The sequence below is a fragment of the Ensifer sp. 38_S197 genome, assembly GCF_056924495.1.
This window is the reverse complement of sequence record NZ_JBXOVZ010000002.1, coordinates 2,300,663-2,318,939: the sequence shown is the minus strand read 5'-3', so window position 1 is coordinate 2,318,939 and position 18,277 is coordinate 2,300,663. Positions and strand designations below refer to the sequence as shown.

The following is an 18,277-nucleotide window of genomic DNA, read 5'->3' as shown; positions in this document are numbered from 1 at the left end:
GACTGATGACCCACCTCTTTCTCGTCGGCGCCGGTGGCGCAATCGGCTCGATCTTGCGCTACATTGCCGGTCTCTGGGCTATCCACCGCTTCGGGCCCAGCTTCCCGTGGGGCACCCTCGGGGTCAATATCACAGGCTCGTTCCTGATCGGCCTGTTGGCGGAGATGATCATGCGCAAGTTCGGCGCGTCGGCGGAAATGCGCGTGTTCCTCATCACCGGTGTTCTCGGTGGTTACACGACCTTCTCCGCCTTCTCGCTGGACGCAATCACGCTCGCCGAGCGCGGCGATGTCATGCTCTCCATCGTCTATATCATCGCCAGCGTCGCGCTTTCGATCTTGGCGGTCTTCTGCGGGCTGGCTCTGGTGCGCGCAATAGTCTAAAGGCTGCTCCTACGGGCGCTGCGTCTCCGAAGAGAAACGCGGCGCGTTACTGCATTGGTCCTCGACCGTCATCGCTTCGAGGGCATCGTTATGCAGCGGCTAAAGGATTACGGCAGCCCTTGCGCGCCTGAAGCGTTTTCCTGCGTCCATCCCTGCGCAGGAGCTTCGGACTGACGCGCGACGCTGCGGAAACAGAAGGCAGGTTCGCTCAAATGGCAGGTATAGAACACAGACAAGTCGATGGTGACGAGGCCGGCATGCGCCTCGACCGCTGGTTCAAGGTGCACTTTCCCGGGCTGGGCTTCGGTCCGCTGCAGAAGCTCTTGCGCTCCGGCCAGATTCGCGTCGATGGCGCGCGCGCCAAATCCGACACCCGCATCCAGCCCGGCCAGACGATCCGCATTCCGCCGCTCGGCGTCGACCCAAAGGAGACCAAGACCGGCCCGATCGGTGGCCGCGATCTCAGGCATTCTCCGGATGGCGAGCTTCTGTCGCGCATGGTGCTGCACGAGGATGCGAAGGTCATCGTGCTGAACAAGCCTGCCGGCCTTGCCGTCCAGGGCGGCTCCGGCGTCAGCCGTCATATCGACAAGATGCTCGAGGCCTGGACCAACCAGAAGGGTGAAAAGCCGCGCCTGGTGCACCGGCTCGACCGCGACACCTCGGGCGTACTGGTGATCGCCCGCACTCGCGGTGCCGCCCAGCAACTGACGGCCGCCTTCCGCGAGCGTGACACCAAGAAGACCTATTGGGCCCTTGTGAAAGGCGTGCCGCGCAAGCGTGAAGACCGGATATCCACCTGGCTCGTCAAGGAACAGACGCCGGATGGCGACCGCATGCGTATTGCCAAGCACGGCGACGACGGCGCCGATCACGCGATCTCCTACTACCGGATCGTCGAACAGGCCGGCCAGAACCTCGCCTGGCTGGAGATGGAGCCCTATACCGGCCGCACCCATCAGCTGCGCGTGCACGCAGCCCATATCGGTCATCCGATCATCGGCGATCCCAAATACTTCGACGCCGACATCAACTGGTCGTTCCCGGGCGGTATTCAGAACCGGTTGCACCTGCATGCCCGGCACATCGACATCCCGCATCCGAACGGCGGTCGTCTGCAGGTGACCGCGCCGTTGCCGCCGCACATGGTGCAGAGCTGGAACCTGCTCGGTTTCGACGAGAATGCTGCGAACGAGGAAGACTGATGAAACTGGCTCTCTTCGACTGTGACGGGACACTGGTCGACAGCGGTGGCCTGATCCATGAAGTGATGGCGCGCACCTTTGAAGCGTTCGATCTCGAGCGCCCACCCCTTTCGGTGACCAAAGGCATCATCGGCCTGACACTCGACATCGCCATTGCCCGCTTGCTCGGCCGTGAGCACGTCGACGACCTGGCGCTGGCGATGACGGCACACTATAAGGCGATTTTCGCCGGCGTGCGCGGCGAAGCCGGCTTCCAGGAGCTGTTGTTTCCGGGCATCGCCGACATGATGCAGACGCTCTCGTCGCGCAATGAACTAGTGATCGGCGCCGTCACCGGAAAGTCGCGGCGCGGCCTGACCCATATCGCGGCAACCCACGGCTTCGACAGCATCTTCTTCGTTTCCCGTACGGCCGACGATTGCCCCTCCAAGCCGCATCCGGCAATGGTGACGGAGTGCTGCTCGGAAGCCGGCATCGATGCGAAGGATACGGTCGTCATCGGCGACGCGATCTACGACATGCAGATGGCCAAGGCAGCCGGTGCTGCCGCCATCGGCGTCGCCTGGGGTTATGCGTCCGTCCCTGATCTCATCGAGGCAGGCGCGGATTTCGTTGCCCAGACGCCGGCTGACATCATTGAATGGATGGAACACAATCATGCCTGATATTCGCGACGAACTCAGCGGTGCGATGAGCCACGAGGATCCGGTCCGCCGCGCACAGATCCAGATGCTGAAACCGCTGCCGAAGCGCTTCTACAAAGAGGTCAGCGTCGCTGCAGCCGACGGAGATACGTACAGCGTGCTGCTCGATGGCCGGACGGTACGCACGCCGGCAAAACAGCCGCTTGCCGTGCCGACGCTGAAGCTCGCGGAGATTCTCGCCGCCGAATGGGAGGCACAGACCGAGGTCATCGACCCCGGCCAGATGCCGGTCACCCGCATCGTCAACACGGCGCTCGACGGCGTCGCCAAGGACCAGCGCTCGGTCTTCGACGACATCCTGCGCTTCGCCGGAACCGATATGCTCTGCTACCGCGCCGACAGTCCGGAAGGTCTCGTCGCCCGCCAGAACGAGATCTGGAATCCGGTGCTCGATTGGGCGCAACAAACGCTCGGCGCCCGCTTCATCCTTGCCGAAGGCGTGATCCATCAGGAACAGCCGGAAGAAGCGCTCGCTGCCTATGCGGAAGGCTTGCGTGCCTTCGCAACGCCGCTCGGCCTCACCTGCATCCACACGGTGACGAGCCTGACGGGCTCGGCCCTGCTGGCGCTCGCCTTCGCCTCGGGCAGGCTCTCCGCCGAAGAGGCCTGGACGGCCGCGCATGTGGACGAGGACTGGCAGATCGAGCATTGGGGAACCGACGAAGAGGCCTTCCGCCGGCGGGAGAACCGCTGGCAGGAAATGCAGGCGACCGCCGCGGTGCTCGACGCCCTGCGTTAAAAGAAAACGCGATATCGCAGAATACGATTGCGGGCTGCACGTCCTTCATGACGCGCAGCCCGCTTCGTTTGTAACTGTGGCTGCCGCTTCGAGAGCCTGACGCTACGACAATGCAGTACGCAGCGTTAGGCAGCGAGCTTCAGCCCGGCAATGCCGCTGACGATGAGCGCGATGCAGCCGAGGCGGATGAAGGTCGCCGGCTCAGCGAACAGGAAGATGCCGAGGATGACCGTGCCGACGGTGCCGATACCGGTCCAGACCGCGTAGGCCGTGCCGAGAGGCAGGCTGCGCACGGCAAGACCGAGCAGCACGATACTGAGGATCATCGACCCTACTGTCAGGATCGTCGGCGTGACGCGCGTAAAGCCATCCGTGTATTTGAGACCGATTGCCCAGCCGATTTCGAGGAAACCGGCAAGCAGAAGAAGGAACCAGGCCATGTCAAACTCCCAAGGTTGGAGCGAGGCCGTCCCCGCGGATGTTCGGTATCGACTTTGCGAACCGTGCAGCCGTCTGCAATGCAGGCTCTATCTCACACCCCGATACCGACAGCAAGGCACCCACGGGCAGATCAGCTCTGCACCGGTGGCAAAGCTAGGTCGCTTCACGCATTCCTTGAACACAAGCGGGGGGTCCGACGAGCCAGGTATTTCGCAAGGGAAGCGGTCTTTTGCAGTCTCGGATAGGCACTAGGGAGCATTGCGCTCCCGGCGCAGTTTCGCCCACCATTCCAGCCGCTTACGGATTTCGCGCTCGAAACCGCGCTCCGGCGGGTCGTAGAAGGTCTGTCGGCCCATCTTTTCCGGAAAATAATCCTGGCCAGAGAAAGCATCCGGTTCGTCGTGATCGTAACGATAGCCGTCGCCGTAGCCTTCGCCTTTCATCAGCTTGGTCGGTGCATTGAGGATGTGCTTCGGCGGCAGCAGCGAGCCGTTCTCCTTCGCGGCGCGCATCGCCGCCTTATAGGCGGTGTAAACGCCATTCGACTTCGGCGCGGTCGCCAGATAGACGCACGCCTCGGCGAGCGCCAGTTCGCCCTCCGGCGAACCGAGATAATCATAGGCGTCCTTGGCGGCGTTGCAGATCACCAGCGCCTGAGGGTCGGCAAGGCCGATGTCTTCGACCGCCATGCGCACCAGGCGGCGCCCAAGATAAAGCGGGTCCTCGCCCGCGTCGAACATACGGCAGAGGTAATAGAGGGCCGCATCCGGATCGGAGCCGCGTACCGACTTATGCAGTGCGGAAATCAGATTGTAGTGGCCGTCCTGGCCCTTGTCGTAGACCGGGGCCCGCCTTTGCACGATATTCTGAAGTGCTGCCGCATCGAAGATTTCGTCGCGCCGGGCCGCCCGCCAGACTTCCTCGGCCAGTGTCAGTGCCGCCCGGCCATCGCCATCTGCCATGCGGATCAGGCTGGCACGCGCATCCACATCAAGCGGCAGCGTCTTGCCTTCCGCCTGCTCGGCTCGCGACAGCAGCTCCTGGATGCTGTCTTCGCCATGCGGCTTGAACGTCAACACGCGGGCGCGGGACAACAGAGCGGCATTGAGCTCGAAGGACGGGTTTTCCGTCGTTGCACCGACGAGAATGACGGTGCCGTCTTCCATGACGGGCAGGAAGCTATCCTGCTGGGCGCGATTGAAGCGGTGGATCTCGTCGACGAACAGCAGGGTCTGCCGGCCGGACATGCGCCGCGCGCGCGCCGCTTCGAACACCTTCTTGAGATCGGCGACACCGGAGAAGATGGCGGAGATCTGCTCGAAGGCGAGCCCCGCCTCCCCCGAAAGCAACCGCGCCACGGTCGTCTTGCCGGTACCCGGCGGCCCCCAGAAGATCATCGATCCAAGTGAACCCGACGCGATCATGCGCGACAGCACGCCATCGTCGCCGGTCAGGTGCTCCTGACCGGTGACTTCGGCAAGCGTGCGCGGACGAAGTCTGTCGGCGAGCGGTCTTGCCGACGCCATCTCAGGAGGTTCGGAGGCGGAGAAGAGATCGCTCATCGGAAGAACTGACGGATAAGTTGACCGTCCCGCTCGATTTCGACGCGCCAGAAGGAGGCATCATCGGCCAGCACATGCTCCAATGTCTTGGACGTGTCGATTGCGGTGCCGTTGACCGAACGCACGATGTCCTTCGGCTCCAGGCCGATGCGTGCCGCAGGCGAGCCGCGGTTGACCTCCATGACGACGACCCCTTGCAGCGAGGTCGACATTCGCAACTCGTCGGCAAGACGCGGCGACAGGTTGGCGACGACCGCGCCGGCGAAGGGGTTGCGCCCTTCGATCAACCGTTCGTCGCGCGGCGACGTCTCGGGCGCCCGATCGAGCTTCAGCGTCACGTCACGGGTTTTGCCGTTTTCCGATACGGTGACGCGGGCTTCGTGACCGATTCCGACCGTTGTCAGGCGGTAGCCGAGTGCATCCGGGTGCTCGACGTCGATGCCGTTGACGGCGGTGATCACCTGCCCCGGCTTGATGCCCGCCTGTTCGGCCGGGCCACCCGCCACGACAGCAGTCACCAGCGCGCCACGGGCGCGGTTGAGACCAAGAGCCTCGGCGACTTCAGAGGTCACCGGTTCGAAGCTTGCGCCGATGAAGGGACGCACGAAGGTGCCGTTGCCGCCTTCGGCGGAGGCGACGAAAACCTTCACCAGATTGGCCGGGATGGCGAAGCCGACGCCGTTCGAGCCGCCACCCTTGGAGAAGATCGCGGTGTTGATGCCGATGAGCTGGCCATTCATATCGATGAGGCCACCGCCGGAATTGCCCGGGTTGATTGCCGCATCCGTCTGGATGAAGAAGCCGAAATCGCCCGACGAGACCTGGTTGCGCGCGAGTGCCGAGACGATGCCGCTCGTTACCGTCTGGCCGACGCCGAAGGGATTGCCGATCGCCAGAACGAGATCGCCGACTTCGACCGCATCGGAATCGCCGAGCGGGACGATCTCGAACGGACCGTCCGACTGGATCTTCAGCACCGCCAGGTCGAGCCGGTCATCCTTGAGCACGATCTTGCAGGGAAACTCGCGGCCATCTGCCAGCGCCACCTTGATGTCGTCGGCGCCCTCGATCACGTGATTGTTGGTCACGACGACGCCGTTCTTGCCGACGATCACGCCGGAGCCGAGCGAGGATTGCTTTTCCGAACGGTTCGGCATCCGCTGACCGAAGAATTCCTCGAAGAAGGGATCGCCGGAAAAGATCGAGCGGCGCTCGACGACCCGTTCGGCGTAGACATTGACGACCGCATTTGCCGTCTGCTTGACGAGCGGCGCGAAGGAAAGCTGCATTTCGGTGCGCGACTGTGGAACGGTCTTGGCCTCTTCAGCCAAGGCCGGACAGGCAAGAGAAACAGCAATGACGAGCGCGGCAAGCGCTCTTCGACTAACGATCATGTGAAGCATTCTCCTATTCGTCGCGGCTACGTTCAGATAGGATTTCGCGGGAAAAAAGGCAAATGTTGGCGCAAGATACGCAAACTTGCCGGCTTCACGCGCTACGCACGAAAACGTGGTTCGGCACCCCTTTCACGGTGATCGAAAGTCTGCTGAGTTCTTACAAGCCAAGGCTGATAAACCACTCTCGGATAAGACCATGCCATCCTATCGTCCGCCGCGAATCGTTTCCTCCGAAATCACCCCGGAGAATATCTTCATCAACCGTCGCACATTCCTGGGCGCAGCCGCCGGCGGCATTCTCCTCGCCGGAAGCAGTTCAGGTATGGCGGCTGCGCTCAGCGCACCGAAAGGCAAATACGTCGTCGACGAGGATCTGACCCCGGAGGCCGACGTCACGGGCTACAACAACTTCTATGAATTCGGGACCGGCAAGGGCGATCCCGCCGCCAATTCCGGCAGCTTCAAACCGACGCCCTGGACGGTGAAGGTCGACGGCCTCGTCGGCAAGCCGCAGGAGTTCGGGCTGGAAGATCTGCTGAAGTTCCCGATCGAGGAACGCGTCTATCGCATGCGCTGCGTCGAGGCATGGTCGATGGTGATCCCCTGGACCGGCTTCCAGCTTTCGACCCTGCTCGACAGGGTCGAGCCGCTTGGCAGCGCCAAGTATGTTTCGTTCGAAACGGTCGTACGCCCCGCGGAGATGCCGGGCCAATCCGGCTTCTTTCAGCCGCTGCCCTGGCCCTATCGCGAAGGGTTGAGGCTGGATGAAGCCCGCCACCCGCTCACTCTCTTGTCCGTCGGCGTCTACGGCAAGACCCTTCCCAACCAGAACGGGGCGCCGATCCGGCTCGTTACCCCCTGGAAATACGGCTTCAAGGGGATCAAGTCGATCGTGCGGATTTCGCTCACCGAAACGCAACCGCCCTCCACCTGGAACCTCTCGGCCCCGCACGAATACGGCTTCTATGCCAACGTCAACCCGGCCGTCGATCACCCGCGCTGGAGCCAGGCGACGGAGAACCGCATCGGTGGCGGTGGCTTCTTCGGCTCCAATCGTCGCGACACCCTGCCCTTCAATGGCTATGCCGATGAGGTTGCCAGCCTCTATGCCGGCATGGACCTCAGAGCGAATTATTGATCATGGCCCATCTGCCTGCCCTCCCGAAACGCTACCACTCGGCCTCGGTATGGGCACTTTATGGCCTGGGCCTGCTGCCGGCAGGCTACGGTTTCTATCTCGGCGCCACCGGGCAACTCCCTGGAAATCCGGTCAAGGAATTCGAGCACCTGCTTGGTCTCTGGGCGCTTCGCTTTCTCGTCGCGACCCTGGCGATCACGCCGATCCGCGACATTTTCGGCATCAATTGGCTTCGCTACCGCCGGGCACTCGGACTGCTCGCCTTCTATTACGTGCTGATGCACTTTCTCGCCTACATACTGCTCGATCAGGTGCTGAACATTCCGGCGATCCTCACCGATATCGGCCGACGCCCGTTCATCACCATCGGCATGGCCGGGCTCGTGATGTTGATCCCGCTGGCATTGACGTCCAACAATTGGTCGATTCGCAGGCTCGGGACCCGGTGGAATACGCTGCACCGGCTCGCCTATGTCATCGCCGCAGCCGGCGCCCTGCATTTTTCGATGTCGGTGAAGGTCGTGGGCCCCGAGCAGATGCTCTATCTGGGGCTGGTCGCCACGCTCATCGCCTGGCGGCTGGTGCGCAAGCCCTATCTGCGCCGCAAACGTCAGGCGGCCAATGGGCCGATCAGACGACAGCCCATAGAAAAAGCGGCCGGGTGATCGCCACCCGGCCGCTTTTGTTTCTCTGCCTTCGATCGGCTTAGGCTGCTTCGGCAGCTTCAGCTTCTGCAGCAACGCGGGCGAGATCCTTCGCACCCTTTGCCGAGACGTCGCGGTCGACGAATTCGATGACGGCGAGCGCGGCGTTATCGCCGTGGCGGAAGCCGGCCTTCATGATGCGCAGGTAGCCGCCGTTGCGGGTGGCGTAGCGCGATGCGATCGTGTCGAACAGCTTCGAAACGACGGCGGCGTCGCGGATCTGCGAGATCGCCTGACGGCGAGCGTGCAGGTCACCGCGCTTGCCGAGCGTGACGAGCTTCTCGACGATCGGGCGGATTTCCTTGGCCTTCGGCAGGGTCGTAACGATCTGCTCGTGTTCGATCAGCGAAGCTGCCATGTTGGCAAACATCGCCTTGCGGTGGCTGGCGGTTCTATTCAGCTTGCGGCCGGCTTTTGCGTGGCGCATGGCTATTCTCCTTCAATGCAGGCTTTGCCTGCCGTTTCCTGGCACATACAGGTGCAACACCTGCTGTTTGACGGGGAAAGGCAGAACAAGCTGCCTTTATCTGTTAGTATTGGTCTTCGTAACGCTTGGCGAGATCTTCGATGTTCTCGGGCGGCCAGGACGGCACTTCCATGCCGAGGTGCAGGCCCATGGAAGCGAGAACTTCCTTGATTTCGTTCAGCGACTTGCGACCAAAATTCGGCGTGCGGAGCATTTCTGCTTCGGTCTTCTGAATGAGGTCGCCGATGTAGACGATGTTGTCGTTCTTCAGGCAGTTGGCCGAACGGACCGAAAGTTCCAGTTCGTCGACCTTCTTGAGAAGCGCCGGGTTGAAGGCGAGTTCGGTAACGGCCTCTTCCTCTGCTTCCTTCTGCGGCTCGTCGAAGTTGACGAAGACCGACAGCTGGTCCTGAAGGATGCGGGCGGCAAAAGCGATCGCATCTTCACCGGTGACGGAACCGTCCGTCTCGATGGACATCGTCAGCTTGTCATAGTCAAGAACCTGGCCTTCGCGGGTGTTTTCCACCTTGTAGGACACTTTCTTGACCGGCGAGTACAGGCTGTCGACCGGGATCAGGCCGATCGGAGCATCTTCCGAACGGTTGCGATCAGCCGGCACGTAGCCCTTGCCGTTGTTGACGGTGAACTCCATGCGGATCTCCGCGCCCTCGTCGAGGGTGCAGATCACATGGTTCGGGTTGAGGATTTCGATATCGCCAACCGTCTGGATGTCACCGGCGGTAACAACGCCCGGACCCTGCTTGCGCACGACCATGCGTTTTGCGTCGTCGCCATCCATCTTGATGGCGATTTCCTTGATGTTGAGCACGATGTCCGTCACATCTTCCCGGACGCCCGGGATAGAGGAGAACTCGTGCAGAACGCCGTCGATCTGCACTGCGGTGACAGCTGCACCGCGCAGCGACGACAGAAGCACGCGGCGAAGCGCGTTGCCGAGCGTCAGGCCAAAGCCGCGTTCAAGCGGTTCCGCAACCAGCGTTGCCTTGGTGCGGCCGGAGGAGACGAACTCCACCTTGTTCGGCTTGATCAGTTCCTGCCAATTCTTCTGGATCATGTTTTCTGCCTTCCGTTCGTTGCCACCATCCAATCGTGACAACCGAGCCCCGAAGACCGGGAGAGCGCGGATGCACCCTCACCGGCATGTTGAATGCATATGATCAGACGCGGCGCTTCTTGCGCGGACGGCAGCCGTTGTGCGGGATCGGGGTCACATCGCGGATCGAGGTGATCATGAAGCCCGCAGCCTGCAGTGCGCGAAGAGCGGATTCACGGCCGGAACCCGGACCGCAAACTTCAACTTCCAGCGACTTCATGCCGTGTTCCTGAGCCTTCTTGGCGCAGTCTTCAGCGGCGATCTGTGCGGCAAACGGGGTCGACTTACGCGAGCCCTTGAAACCCTTTGCACCGGCAGACGACCAGGCAATCGCGTTGCCCTGTGCGTCGGTGATGGTGATCATCGTGTTGTTGAACGACGAATTGACGTGTGCAACGCCAGACGTGATGTTCTTGCGTTCGCGGCGGCGAACGCGGGTGGCTTCCTTGGCCATAGGATCCCTTTCTTAGATCTCTGCACCGCCGTAATTCCAGCGGCTCCACCGGGAAAAGGATTTGTCGTCCCCTGCCCTGCATCTTCATTTCCCCGAAGAGCGGAATACCCAATCTTCGGCCTCAACATCCGGCCATTCGGCCGGACGGCGGTCAGGCAAGCGCCTTACCAAACTGCAAAAGGAGGCCGGCGCCTGACGCCAGCCTCCCAATCTCCCTTTTCGGGAAATTACTTCTTCTTACCGGCAATCGCCTTCGCCGGACCCTTGCGGGTGCGGGCGTTGGTGTGGGTGCGCTGACCACGAACCGGCAGGCCACGACGGTGACGCAGGCCGCGGTAGCAGCCGAGGTCCATCAGGCGCTTGATGTTCATCGAGGTCTCGCGACGCAGGTCACCTTCGACCTGGTAGTCGCGGTCGATCGTTTCGCGGATCTGCAGGACTTCAGCGTCCGTCAGCTGATGCACGCGACGGTCAGCCGGAATACCGACCTTCTCGACGATTTCCTGTGCGAATTTCGGGCCGATCCCGTGAATGTAGGTCAGCGCGATAACTACGCGCTTCGCCGTCGGGATGTTGACGCCAGCGATACGTGCCACGTCTATTCTCCTTGCGTTCCAGTTGCCATCCGGCAATAGGTGCTTCGTTACGCGACCTCGAAGAGCCGCACGTTGATTGAGGTTCGAGACACGTCAAAAACGACCGCACCCGGACTTCATTTTCTTTGAAGACCGCGCCGATCGCTCTCATGTCGCGAGTTGGCGCTGTCTTTGGCGGAATCGGCCGGAAAAGTCAACTCCCCGGCGGCTCCTTTTCGGCAAAGACCAGTGTCTAAGCCAGAATCTTCTCGATCTCTGCGGTGACAGCGGTCACGTCCGCCATGCCATCGACCGTTCTCAGTTGACCGGTACCGGCATAATGCTCGGAGAGCGGCGCGGTCTTTTCCCGGTATTCCGCCAGGCGACGCTTGAAGGCTTCCGGATTGTCATCCGAACGGACCGTACCTCCCGCAGCGATGGTCTCCGCTACGCGATTCTCCATCCGCTTTACAAGGGCCGCCTCGTCGACCTTCAGCTCGATGACCGCATCGAGCTTCAGCCCCTTGCTTTCCAGCATCTTGTCGAGGGCAATCGCCTGCGGAACCGTGCGCGGGTAGCCATCGAGGATGAAACCCTTGGCACAATCCGGCTGATCGATGCGATCCGACACGATTTCGTTGACGATCTCGTCCGATACCAACTGGCCGGCGTCCATCACTGCCTTGGCGCGCTTGCCAACGTCAGTCGCCTGGGCAACGGCGGCCCGCAGCATATCGCCTGTGGAAAGCTGCGGAATGCCGTATCTCTCCGTCAGAAGCTTGGCCTGAGTCCCCTTGCCAGCGCCCGGCGGTCCCAAAAATATCAGTCTCATCGTCCCCTCTTTCCTCCGCGCAGCTTCGACTTCTTGATCAGCCCCTCATATTGCTGTGCGATGAGATGGCCCTGGATCTGTGCTACAGTATCGAGGGTCACGCTGACAACAATCAAAAGCGACGTACCACCAAGGTAGAACGGCACGCCGGTCTGCGAAATCAGAACTTCCGGCAGAATGCAGACGAACATCAGGTAGACCGCGCCGATAACGGTGATGCGCGTCAGGACGTAATCGATATATTCAGCCGTGCGCTCGCCCGGACGGATGCCCGGAATGAAGCCGCCGTGCTTCTTGAGATTGTCGGCCGTATCCTTCGGATTGAAGACGATCGCCGTATAGAAGAAGGCGAAGAACGCAATCATCGCTCCGTAGAGAACCATGTAGAGCGGCTTGCCGTGACCGAGCGCGCCAACGATGGTCGTGGCCCAACCCGGCAGCGTCGCCGTGTTGGCGAAGCCTGCAAGCGTCGCCGGCAGCAGCAGCAGCGAGGAAGCGAAGATCGCCGGGATGACGCCCGAAGTGTTGAGCTTCAGCGGCAGGTGCGAGGTGTCGCCCTGGAACATGCGGTTGCCAACCTGTCGCTTCGGATACTGGATCAGAAGCCGGCGCTGTGCCCGCTCGACGAAGACGATGAGCGCAATGACGGCAACGACCATGATGATGATCGCGAGGATCAGCGGCGTCGAGAGCGCGCCGGTGCGGCCGAGTTCGAGCGTGCCGGCGAGAGCCGTCGGCAGGTGGGCGACGATACCGGCGAAGATGATCAGCGAGATGCCGTTGCCGATACCGCGCGACGTGATCTGCTCACCGAGCCACATCAGGAACATGGTGCCGCCGAGCAGCGAGATGACCGTCGAAATGCGGAAGAACCAACCCGGATCGTTGACGAGGCCGTTGCCGCTCTCAAGGCCGGCAGCGATGGCATAAGCCTGCGCCGTACCGAGAAGCACCGTGCCGTAGCGGGTGTACTGGTTGATGATCTTGCGGCCCTGCTCGCCTTCCTTCTTCAACTGCTCCAGCGCCGGAACGACGGAGGTCATCAGCTGAACGATGATCGAAGCAGAGATATAGGGCATGATGCCGAGCGCAAAGATCGCCATGCGCTGCACGGCGCCACCCGAAAACATGTTGAAGAGGCCGAGAATGCCGCCGCTCTGGCCCTGGAAGGCCTGTGCAAAAGCTTCCGGGTTGAGACCGGGCAGCGGGATATAGGTGCCAAGACGGTAAACCAGAAGCGCACCAAGCGTGAACCAAAGCCGTTTCTTCAGATCTTCCGCCTTGGCGAAAGTCGAGAAATTCAGGTTCGAGGCGAGCTGTTCCGCTGCAGAAGCCATGCAATTCTCCGCGTACCAAATCTCGGAATCAGCGGGAACACCCGGTCCGTTCCGGAAGGAGTAACTTTTCGTCTTGAAAACCGGACGCGAGGCGATTGTGTCTGCAATCGGATGCCTCACCGTGGTTTCCGCTATGTCCGCCGCGGCGAGCGATTCGCCGGCTGCGGACGTGAGGCTCACATATGGGAGCAAAACCGCCCGGAGTGAAGCACCCCGGGCGGTTCATCAGTAATATTATTCAGCAGCGGCTGCGAGCAGCTTGACCGAACCGCCGGCCTTTTCGATCTTCTCGATCGCCGACTTGGAAGCGCCAGCGACTTCGATCGAAACCTTCGCCTTCAGTTCGCCGTCGGCGAGAACGCGGACGCCGTCCTTTTCGCGACGGATGACGCCAGCGGCCTTGAGAGCGGCTGCATCGACGGTCTTCGAAGCGTCGAGCTTCTTGGCGTCGATTGCCGTCTGGATACGGCCGAGCGACACGACAACGAACTCCGAAGCGAAGATGTTGTTGAAGCCGCGCTTCGGCAGACGACGGTAGATCGGCATCTGACCGCCTTCGAAGCCGTTGATGGCAACGCCCGAACGAGCCTTCTGACCCTTGACACCGCGGCCGGCCGTCTTGCCGGAGCCCGAGCCGATACCACGGCCGAGACGCTTGCGGCTGTGGGTCGAGCCTTCGTTGTCCTTGATTTCATTCAGTTTCATGAGCTTATCCCCCTCACTTCTCGTCGACGACGCGAACGAGGTGCTGGACGGTCCGGATCATGCCGCGAACAGACGGGGTGTCTTCCAGCGTGCGAACCCGGTGCATCTTGTTGAGGCCCAGACCGATGAGCGTCTGACGCTGTACGGCCGGACGGCGAATGGGGCTACCGATCTGCTCGACGGTAACCGTCTTCTTGGCAACTTCTTTCTTAGCCATCTGTCAGCTCCCTTATTCTTCGGAAGCAGCGCCGGAGGAAACACGACGAGCCTGGAGCGTGGCGTACTTGATGCCGCGCTGAGCTGCGATGTCCTTCGGGTGCATCTGGTTCTTGAGGGCGTCGAAGGTTGCGCGAACCATGTTGTAGGGGTTCGACGAACCGGTCGACTTTGCAACGACGTCATGAACGCCGAGCGTTTCGAAGACGGCGCGCATCGGACCACCGGCGATGATACCGGTACCGGGCTTGGCCGAACGCAGCAGCACCTTGCCGGCGCCGTGACGGCCATGAACGTCGTGATGCAGGGTACGACCACCGCGCAGCGGGACGAAAATCAGGTCGCGCTTGGCAGCTTCCGTGGCCTTGCGGATGGCTTCCGGCACTTCGCGTGCCTTGCCATGACCGAAGCCGACGCGGCCCTTCTGGTCGCCAACGACGACGAGAGCGGCGAAACCGAAACGACGACCGCCCTTCACCACCTTGGCGACGCGGTTAATTGCTACGAGCTTATCGACAAATTCGCTGTCGCGCTCTTCGCGGTTCTGGCGATCTTCGCGAGAACCTCTTTTTTCTTGTGCCATTGTCCTCTTCCTTTTTCTTTTCCGGGTGCAATCGGCAGATTGACGAGACCGCCTCCCCTCTTTTTCGAGATGAAGACGGCTGGAGATTTGCGAAACCGGCTGGAAAGCCCGGGCGGTTACGCCCGGGCCAACGAACTTAGAAGTTCAAGCCGCCTTCGCGGGCTGCCTCGGCCAGCGCCTTGACGCGGCCGTGGTAGATGAAGGCGCCGCGATCAAAGACAACGTCCTTGACGCCAGCCTTCGAAGCACGCTCCGCCAGGAGCTTGCCGACAGCCGAAGCGGCTGCCGTGTCTGCGCCGGTCTTCAGAGAAGACCGCAGATCCGTGTCGAGGGTCGATGCCGAAGCAAGGGTCTTGCCGGCAACGTCATCGATGATCTGCGCGTAGATGTTCTTCGACGAGCGATGAACCGACAGGCGCGGGCGGCCGTTGGCGACCGCCTTGATTTGACGGCGCACGCGGTTGGCGCGACGCACAAGAGTATCTTTCCTGCTAGCCATTTCGCGTGATCCTTACTTCTTCTTGCCTTCTTTGCGGACAATCCGCTCTTCGGCATACTTGACACCCTTGCCCTTGTAGGGCTCGGGGCCACGGTATTCGCGGATTTCCGCGGCAACCTGGCCGACCTGCTGCTTGTTGATGCCGGACACGGTGATTTCGGTCGGCTTCGGAACAGCAATCGTGATGCCTTCCGGCGTCTGGTAGACGACGTCGTGGCTGAAACCGAGCGCGAGCTGCAGGTTCTTGCCCTGCATCGACGCACGATAACCAACGCCGTTGATTTCGAGCTTGCGCTCGTAACCGTCCTTGACGCCCTTGAAGATGTTCTCGATCATCGTGCGGGACATGCCCCACTTCGAACGAGCATCCTTGCTCTGGCTGAGCGGCTGAACAACAACCGCATTATCTTCGAGCTTTACCGAAACTTCGTCGTTTGCAACGAAGAACAGTTCGCCCTTCGGGCCCTTCGCCGTTACCTTCTGGCCATCAACGCTTGCCGTGACGCCTGCCGGAACCTGAACGGGCTTCTTACCGATACGAGACATTTTTATACCTGTCTGTTCGCTATGGAGAACCTGCTACGCCTTCGTTAGAAGACGGAGCAAAGGATCTCGCCACCAACATTCTGTTCGCGTGCCTGATGATCGGCCATCACACCCTTCGGGGTCGAAAGGATGGTGATGCCGAGGCCGTTCGCGACCTGCGGAATGGACTTAACCGAGACATAGACTCGGCGGCCCGGCTTGGAGACGCGTGCGATCTCGCGGATCACGGAAGCGCCTTCGTAGTACTTCAGCTCGATGTTCAGCTCGGACTTGCCGTTGCCGAATTCGACTTCAGAGTATCCGCGGATGTAACCTTCAGCCTGAAGGACATCCAGAACGCGTGCACGGAGCTTCGAAGCCGGCGTGGAAACGCTCGACTTGCGGCGAGCCGCGCCGTTACGGATACGGGTGAGCATATCGCCCAGCGGATCAGTCATTGCCATGTGCCCGTCTCCTTACCAGCTCGACTTGACGACGCCCGGCACCTTGCCGAGGTTGCCCAGTTCGCGAAGCGCAATACGCGACATACGAAGTTTACGATAGTAGGCGCGCGGACGGCCGGTAACTTCGCAACGGTTGCGGATGCGGGTCTTGGATCCATCGCGCGGCAGACCAGCCAGCTTGATGGTTGCCTTGAACCGCTCTTCAATCGGCAGAGACTGGTTCATGATGATCGCCTTCAGAGCGGCACGCTTTGCAGCCTGCGAGGCAACCAGTTTGCGGCGGCGCTTGTTCTTTTCAACTGCGCTCGTTTTCGCCATTACAGTTATCCTTCTTTACGCTTGTCGTTACGGATTACTGACGGAACGGGAAGTTGAACTCTGTGAGCAGAGCGCGAGCTTCGTCGTCGTTAGTTGCCGTCGTGCAAACGATGATGTCCATGCCCCACATCTGATCAACCTTGTCGTAGTTGATCTCAGGGAACACAATGTGCTCCTTGATGCCCATGGCGAAGTTGCCACGGCCGTCAAAGGACTTCGGATTGAGGCCGCGGAAGTCGCGAACGCGCGGGAGAGCGATGTTCACGAGACGATCCAGGAACTCAAACATCCGAACGCCGCGCAGGGTAACCTTGGCACCAATCGGCATGCCTTCGCGGACCTTGAAGCCTGCGATGGAGTTGCGAGCGCGGGTGATTACCGGCTTCTGGCCAGCAATCGCTGCGAGGTCGGCAGCAGCAACGGTCGGCTTCTTCGAGTCGCCGGTTGCTTCGCCAACACCCATGTTGATGACGATCTTGTCGAGGCGCGGGATCTGCATTTCGTTGGCGTAGGAGAACTTCTCCTGCATCGCCTTGCGGATGCGCTCTACATATTCCTTCTTGAGCCGCGGCTCATAAGCGGACTTAGCCATCGATCACTTCTCCCGAACGCTTGGCCACGCGGACCTTCTTGTCGCCATCGATCTTGAAACCGACGCGGGTCGGCTTGCCGTCCTTCGGATCGGCAATCGCGATGTTCGAAAGGTGGATCGGGGCTTCCTTGTTGATGATGCCGGCTTCCTGGCTCTGGGTCTGGCGCTGGTGACGCTTCACCATGTTGACGCCACGCACGACAGCCCGGTCTTCCTTCGGCATAACCTGGACGACTTCGCCGGTCCGGCCCTTGTCCTTACCGGTGAGAACGACAACCTTGTCGCCTTTGCGAATCTTTTGCATCTCTCAACGCTCCTTTAGAGTACTTCTGGAGCCAGCGAGATGATCTTCATGTGGTTCTTGGCGCGAAGTTCGCGCGGAACCGGTCCGAAGATACGGGTGCCGATCGGCTCTTTCTTGTTATCGATAAGAACGGCTGCGTTGGTGTCAAAGCGGATGACGGAACCATCCGGACGGCGGATGTCCTTCGCAGTGCGAACGACAACAGCCTTCATGACATCACCCTTCTTTACGCGGCCGCGCGGAATGGCTTCCTTGATCGAAACGACAATGATGTCGCCGACCGACGCATACTTGCGCTTGGAGCCGCCCAGCACCTTGATGCACATGACACGACGTGCGCCGGAATTATCCGCCACGTCGAGGTTTGTTTGCATCTGAATCATGTCAGGTCGCCTTCTTGTTGTTACCAGGCCGGTTGGGTCGAGACCCCCTCGCCTGGCTTATAGTGCTCATCTCAAAGCAAAAGAACGCCCGGACTCGAGCGTTCCTCTGCTTCAATTGCGTGCTTCATACAGGTATTTGCCCAAGACGCAAGGGTCTTGCGGTCAAAACCTGCAGAAATCAGGCGTGGACGGCTACGACCGTCCAGCGCTTATCCTTCGAGATCGGCGCACATTCCTCGATGGAAACGACGTCACCAACCTTGTACTGGTTGTTTTCGTCGTGCGCCTTGTACTTCTTCGAACGGCGAACGGTCTTCTGGAGGATCGGGTGCGCAAAGCGGCGCTCGACCCGGACGACAACCGTCTTGTCGTTCTTATCGCTGACAACAGTGCCCTGCAGAATGCGTTTCGGCATATTTTCTGGTCCTTAGGCCTTGGCTTCTGCCGCCTTCTGGCGGGCAATGGTTTTGACGCGTGCGATGTCCTTGCGGACTTCGTTGATACGCGAAGACTTCTCGAGCTGGCCGGTTGCCTTCTGGAAGCGCAGGTTGAACTGCTCCTTCTTCAGCTTGGCAAGCTCTTCGTTGAGTTGATCGGCGCTCAGAGCGCGAACATCTGCGGCTTTCATGAGCTTCAC

At 60.9% G+C, this 18,277-nt stretch carries 27 protein-coding genes; 6 read left to right on the top strand and 21 right to left on the bottom strand.

The features are described from left to right. Positions 1-5 precede the first annotated feature (5 nt). The 4 genes from crcB to AC1Z3V_RS24345 all read left to right on the top strand — a co-directional run bounded on the left by crcB (position 6) and on the right by AC1Z3V_RS24345 (position 3,031). Positions 6-383, top strand: a complete 378-nt coding sequence (gene crcB / locus AC1Z3V_RS24360; RefSeq protein ID WP_483502188.1) for a fluoride efflux transporter CrcB — start codon at positions 6-8, stop codon at positions 381-383. Positions 384-595: 212 nt separating this feature from the next. After that, positions 596-1,588 (top strand): RluA family pseudouridine synthase, encoded by a 993-nt coding sequence (locus tag AC1Z3V_RS24355; RefSeq protein ID WP_483502186.1) that lies wholly within the window; start codon positions 596-598, stop codon positions 1,586-1,588. After that, on the top strand, positions 1,588-2,253 hold the full coding sequence (locus tag AC1Z3V_RS24350; RefSeq protein ID WP_483502185.1) for an HAD-IA family hydrolase: 666 nt from the start codon (positions 1,588-1,590) through the stop codon (positions 2,251-2,253). Before AC1Z3V_RS24355 ends, AC1Z3V_RS24350 begins: the two co-directional genes overlap by 1 nt. Continuing rightward, on the top strand, positions 2,246-3,031 hold the full coding sequence (locus AC1Z3V_RS24345; protein ID WP_483502183.1) for an ATP12 family chaperone protein: 786 nt from the start codon (positions 2,246-2,248) through the stop codon (positions 3,029-3,031). Before AC1Z3V_RS24350 ends, AC1Z3V_RS24345 begins: the two co-directional genes overlap by 8 nt. 125 nt (positions 3,032-3,156) lie before the next feature. On the opposite strand, the gene sugE is transcribed toward AC1Z3V_RS24345, so the two are convergent. From sugE to AC1Z3V_RS24330, 3 genes are all read right to left on the bottom strand, one after another. Continuing rightward, a complete protein-coding gene (gene sugE / locus AC1Z3V_RS24340; RefSeq protein ID WP_429816722.1) occupies positions 3,157-3,471 on the bottom strand; it encodes a quaternary ammonium compound efflux SMR transporter SugE in 315 nt (104 codons plus the stop codon). Between the two features lie 249 nt (positions 3,472-3,720). Continuing rightward, positions 3,721-5,034 (bottom strand): replication-associated recombination protein A, encoded by a 1,314-nt coding sequence (locus tag AC1Z3V_RS24335; RefSeq protein ID WP_429816719.1) that lies wholly within the window; start codon positions 5,032-5,034, stop codon positions 3,721-3,723. Next, positions 5,031-6,428, bottom strand: coding sequence for a DegQ family serine endoprotease (locus AC1Z3V_RS24330; protein ID WP_483502181.1), 1,398 nt, complete (start codon positions 6,426-6,428; stop codon positions 5,031-5,033). Before AC1Z3V_RS24330 ends, AC1Z3V_RS24335 begins: the two co-directional genes overlap by 4 nt. A 199-nt stretch (positions 6,429-6,627) precedes the next feature. On the opposite strand from AC1Z3V_RS24330, the gene msrP reads away from it, so the two are divergent. Both msrP and msrQ read left to right on the top strand, forming a co-directional pair. Then, positions 6,628-7,569 carry a protein-methionine-sulfoxide reductase catalytic subunit MsrP gene (msrP, locus tag AC1Z3V_RS24325; RefSeq protein WP_483502179.1) on the top strand — a complete coding sequence of 314 codons (942 nt, stop codon included), beginning with the start codon at positions 6,628-6,630 and terminating at the stop codon, positions 7,567-7,569. A 2-nt stretch (positions 7,570-7,571) separates the two neighbouring features. Beyond that, positions 7,572-8,234 carry a protein-methionine-sulfoxide reductase heme-binding subunit MsrQ gene (gene msrQ / locus AC1Z3V_RS24320; protein ID WP_483502177.1) on the top strand — a complete coding sequence of 221 codons (663 nt, stop codon included), beginning with the start codon at positions 7,572-7,574 and terminating at the stop codon, positions 8,232-8,234. Between the two features lie 40 nt (positions 8,235-8,274). On the opposite strand, the gene rplQ is transcribed toward msrQ, so the two are convergent. The 18 genes from rplQ to rpmC all read right to left on the bottom strand — a co-directional run bounded on the left by rplQ (position 8,275) and on the right by rpmC (position 18,268). Continuing rightward, entirely contained in the window at positions 8,275-8,700 is a 426-nt protein-coding gene (gene rplQ / locus AC1Z3V_RS24315) for a 50S ribosomal protein L17 (protein WP_429816708.1), read from the bottom strand. Between the two features lie 103 nt (positions 8,701-8,803). Then, positions 8,804-9,814, bottom strand: coding sequence for a DNA-directed RNA polymerase subunit alpha (locus AC1Z3V_RS24310; protein WP_034795592.1), 1,011 nt, complete (start codon positions 9,812-9,814; stop codon positions 8,804-8,806). 103 nt (positions 9,815-9,917) lie between these two features. Next, positions 9,918-10,307, bottom strand: coding sequence for a 30S ribosomal protein S11 (gene rpsK / locus AC1Z3V_RS24305; RefSeq protein WP_003536496.1), 390 nt, complete (start codon positions 10,305-10,307; stop codon positions 9,918-9,920). A gap of 227 nt (positions 10,308-10,534) precedes the next feature. Beyond that, positions 10,535-10,903 (bottom strand): 30S ribosomal protein S13, encoded by a 369-nt coding sequence (gene rpsM / locus AC1Z3V_RS24300; protein WP_052638152.1) that lies wholly within the window; start codon positions 10,901-10,903, stop codon positions 10,535-10,537. 232 nt (positions 10,904-11,135) lie between these two features. Continuing rightward, positions 11,136-11,714 (bottom strand): adenylate kinase, encoded by a 579-nt coding sequence (locus AC1Z3V_RS24295; RefSeq protein ID WP_483502173.1) that lies wholly within the window; start codon positions 11,712-11,714, stop codon positions 11,136-11,138. After that, positions 11,711-13,051, bottom strand: coding sequence for a preprotein translocase subunit SecY (gene secY / locus AC1Z3V_RS24290; protein ID WP_429816700.1), 1,341 nt, complete (start codon positions 13,049-13,051; stop codon positions 11,711-11,713). Before secY ends, AC1Z3V_RS24295 begins: the two co-directional genes overlap by 4 nt. Positions 13,052-13,285: 234 nt before the next feature. Further along, positions 13,286-13,756 (bottom strand): 50S ribosomal protein L15, encoded by a 471-nt coding sequence (rplO, locus tag AC1Z3V_RS24285; RefSeq protein ID WP_057255582.1) that lies wholly within the window; start codon positions 13,754-13,756, stop codon positions 13,286-13,288. A 13-nt stretch (positions 13,757-13,769) separates the two neighbouring features. Then, positions 13,770-13,973 carry a 50S ribosomal protein L30 gene (rpmD, locus tag AC1Z3V_RS24280; protein WP_057255581.1) on the bottom strand — a complete coding sequence of 68 codons (204 nt, stop codon included), beginning with the start codon at positions 13,971-13,973 and terminating at the stop codon, positions 13,770-13,772. A gap of 12 nt (positions 13,974-13,985) precedes the next feature. After that, a complete protein-coding gene (gene rpsE, locus AC1Z3V_RS24275; protein WP_173516262.1) occupies positions 13,986-14,555 on the bottom strand; it encodes a 30S ribosomal protein S5 in 570 nt (189 codons plus the stop codon). 136 nt (positions 14,556-14,691) lie between these two features. After that, on the bottom strand, positions 14,692-15,054 hold the full coding sequence (rplR, locus tag AC1Z3V_RS24270) for a 50S ribosomal protein L18 (RefSeq protein ID WP_173516261.1): 363 nt from the start codon (positions 15,052-15,054) through the stop codon (positions 14,692-14,694). Between the two features lie 12 nt (positions 15,055-15,066). Further along, positions 15,067-15,600 carry a 50S ribosomal protein L6 gene (gene rplF, locus AC1Z3V_RS24265; protein ID WP_483502170.1) on the bottom strand — a complete coding sequence of 178 codons (534 nt, stop codon included), beginning with the start codon at positions 15,598-15,600 and terminating at the stop codon, positions 15,067-15,069. Positions 15,601-15,644: 44 nt separating this feature from the next. Then, a complete protein-coding gene (gene rpsH, locus AC1Z3V_RS24260; RefSeq protein ID WP_173516259.1) occupies positions 15,645-16,043 on the bottom strand; it encodes a 30S ribosomal protein S8 in 399 nt (132 codons plus the stop codon). Positions 16,044-16,055: 12 nt separating this feature from the next. Next, positions 16,056-16,361, bottom strand: a complete 306-nt coding sequence (rpsN, locus tag AC1Z3V_RS24255; protein ID WP_173516258.1) for a 30S ribosomal protein S14 — start codon at positions 16,359-16,361, stop codon at positions 16,056-16,058. A gap of 34 nt (positions 16,362-16,395) precedes the next feature. Next, positions 16,396-16,953, bottom strand: a complete 558-nt coding sequence (rplE, locus tag AC1Z3V_RS24250; protein WP_429816692.1) for a 50S ribosomal protein L5 — start codon at positions 16,951-16,953, stop codon at positions 16,396-16,398. Next, positions 16,946-17,257 carry a 50S ribosomal protein L24 gene (gene rplX / locus AC1Z3V_RS24245; RefSeq protein WP_173516256.1) on the bottom strand — a complete coding sequence of 104 codons (312 nt, stop codon included), beginning with the start codon at positions 17,255-17,257 and terminating at the stop codon, positions 16,946-16,948. Before rplX ends, rplE begins: the two co-directional genes overlap by 8 nt. Before the next feature lie 14 nt (positions 17,258-17,271). Then, positions 17,272-17,640 carry a 50S ribosomal protein L14 gene (gene rplN / locus AC1Z3V_RS24240; protein ID WP_034795548.1) on the bottom strand — a complete coding sequence of 123 codons (369 nt, stop codon included), beginning with the start codon at positions 17,638-17,640 and terminating at the stop codon, positions 17,272-17,274. A 178-nt stretch (positions 17,641-17,818) separates the two neighbouring features. After that, positions 17,819-18,055, bottom strand: a complete 237-nt coding sequence (gene rpsQ / locus AC1Z3V_RS24235) for a 30S ribosomal protein S17 (RefSeq protein WP_173516255.1) — start codon at positions 18,053-18,055, stop codon at positions 17,819-17,821. 12 nt (positions 18,056-18,067) lie between these two features. Then, positions 18,068-18,268 carry a 50S ribosomal protein L29 gene (gene rpmC, locus AC1Z3V_RS24230; RefSeq protein WP_056319072.1) on the bottom strand — a complete coding sequence of 67 codons (201 nt, stop codon included), beginning with the start codon at positions 18,266-18,268 and terminating at the stop codon, positions 18,068-18,070. Positions 18,269-18,277: the final 9 nt, after the last annotated feature.

Excerpts from the sequence above, each read along its gene's own strand:
- crcB (WP_483502188.1), top strand. The coding sequence starts at position 6 with ATGACCCACCTCTTTCTCGTCGGCGCCGGTGGCGCAATCGGCTCGATC.
- AC1Z3V_RS24355 (WP_483502186.1), top strand. The coding sequence starts at position 596 with ATGGCAGGTATAGAACACAGACAAGTCGATGGTGACGAGGCCGGCATG.
- AC1Z3V_RS24350 (WP_483502185.1), top strand. The coding sequence starts at position 1,588 with ATGAAACTGGCTCTCTTCGACTGTGACGGGACACTGGTCGACAGCGGT.
- AC1Z3V_RS24345 (WP_483502183.1), top strand. The coding sequence starts at position 2,246 with ATGCCTGATATTCGCGACGAACTCAGCGGTGCGATGAGCCACGAGGAT.
- sugE (WP_429816722.1), bottom strand. The coding sequence starts at position 3,471 with ATGGCCTGGTTCCTTCTTCTGCTTGCCGGTTTCCTCGAAATCGGCTGG.
- AC1Z3V_RS24335 (WP_429816719.1), bottom strand. The coding sequence starts at position 5,034 with ATGAGCGATCTCTTCTCCGCCTCCGAACCTCCTGAGATGGCGTCGGCA.
- AC1Z3V_RS24330 (WP_483502181.1), bottom strand. The coding sequence starts at position 6,428 with ATGATCGTTAGTCGAAGAGCGCTTGCCGCGCTCGTCATTGCTGTTTCT.
- msrP (WP_483502179.1), top strand. The coding sequence starts at position 6,628 with ATGCCATCCTATCGTCCGCCGCGAATCGTTTCCTCCGAAATCACCCCG.
- msrQ (WP_483502177.1), top strand. The coding sequence starts at position 7,572 with ATGGCCCATCTGCCTGCCCTCCCGAAACGCTACCACTCGGCCTCGGTA.
- rplQ (WP_429816708.1), bottom strand. The coding sequence starts at position 8,700 with ATGCGCCACGCAAAAGCCGGCCGCAAGCTGAATAGAACCGCCAGCCAC.
- AC1Z3V_RS24310 (WP_034795592.1), bottom strand. The coding sequence starts at position 9,814 with ATGATCCAGAAGAATTGGCAGGAACTGATCAAGCCGAACAAGGTGGAG.
- rpsK (WP_003536496.1), bottom strand. The coding sequence starts at position 10,307 with ATGGCCAAGGAAGCCACCCGCGTTCGCCGCCGCGAACGCAAGAACATC.
- AC1Z3V_RS24295 (WP_483502173.1), bottom strand. The coding sequence starts at position 11,714 with ATGAGACTGATATTTTTGGGACCGCCGGGCGCTGGCAAGGGGACTCAG.
- secY (WP_429816700.1), bottom strand. The coding sequence starts at position 13,051 with ATGGCTTCTGCAGCGGAACAGCTCGCCTCGAACCTGAATTTCTCGACT.
- rplO (WP_057255582.1), bottom strand. The coding sequence starts at position 13,756 with ATGAAACTGAATGAAATCAAGGACAACGAAGGCTCGACCCACAGCCGC.
- rpmD (WP_057255581.1), bottom strand. The coding sequence starts at position 13,973 with ATGGCTAAGAAAGAAGTTGCCAAGAAGACGGTTACCGTCGAGCAGATC.
- rpsE (WP_173516262.1), bottom strand. The coding sequence starts at position 14,555 with ATGGCACAAGAAAAAAGAGGTTCTCGCGAAGATCGCCAGAACCGCGAA.
- rplR (WP_173516261.1), bottom strand. The coding sequence starts at position 15,054 with ATGGCTAGCAGGAAAGATACTCTTGTGCGTCGCGCCAACCGCGTGCGC.
- rplF (WP_483502170.1), bottom strand. The coding sequence starts at position 15,600 with ATGTCTCGTATCGGTAAGAAGCCCGTTCAGGTTCCGGCAGGCGTCACG.
- rpsH (WP_173516259.1), bottom strand. The coding sequence starts at position 16,043 with ATGGCAATGACTGATCCGCTGGGCGATATGCTCACCCGTATCCGTAAC.
- rpsN (WP_173516258.1), bottom strand. The coding sequence starts at position 16,361 with ATGGCGAAAACGAGCGCAGTTGAAAAGAACAAGCGCCGCCGCAAACTG.
- rplE (WP_429816692.1), bottom strand. The coding sequence starts at position 16,953 with ATGGCTAAGTCCGCTTATGAGCCGCGGCTCAAGAAGGAATATGTAGAG.
- rplX (WP_173516256.1), bottom strand. The coding sequence starts at position 17,257 with ATGCAAAAGATTCGCAAAGGCGACAAGGTTGTCGTTCTCACCGGTAAG.
- rplN (WP_034795548.1), bottom strand. The coding sequence starts at position 17,640 with ATGATTCAGATGCAAACAAACCTCGACGTGGCGGATAATTCCGGCGCA.
- rpsQ (WP_173516255.1), bottom strand. The coding sequence starts at position 18,055 with ATGCCGAAACGCATTCTGCAGGGCACTGTTGTCAGCGATAAGAACGAC.
- rpmC (WP_056319072.1), bottom strand. The coding sequence starts at position 18,268 with ATGAAAGCCGCAGATGTTCGCGCTCTGAGCGCCGATCAACTCAACGAA.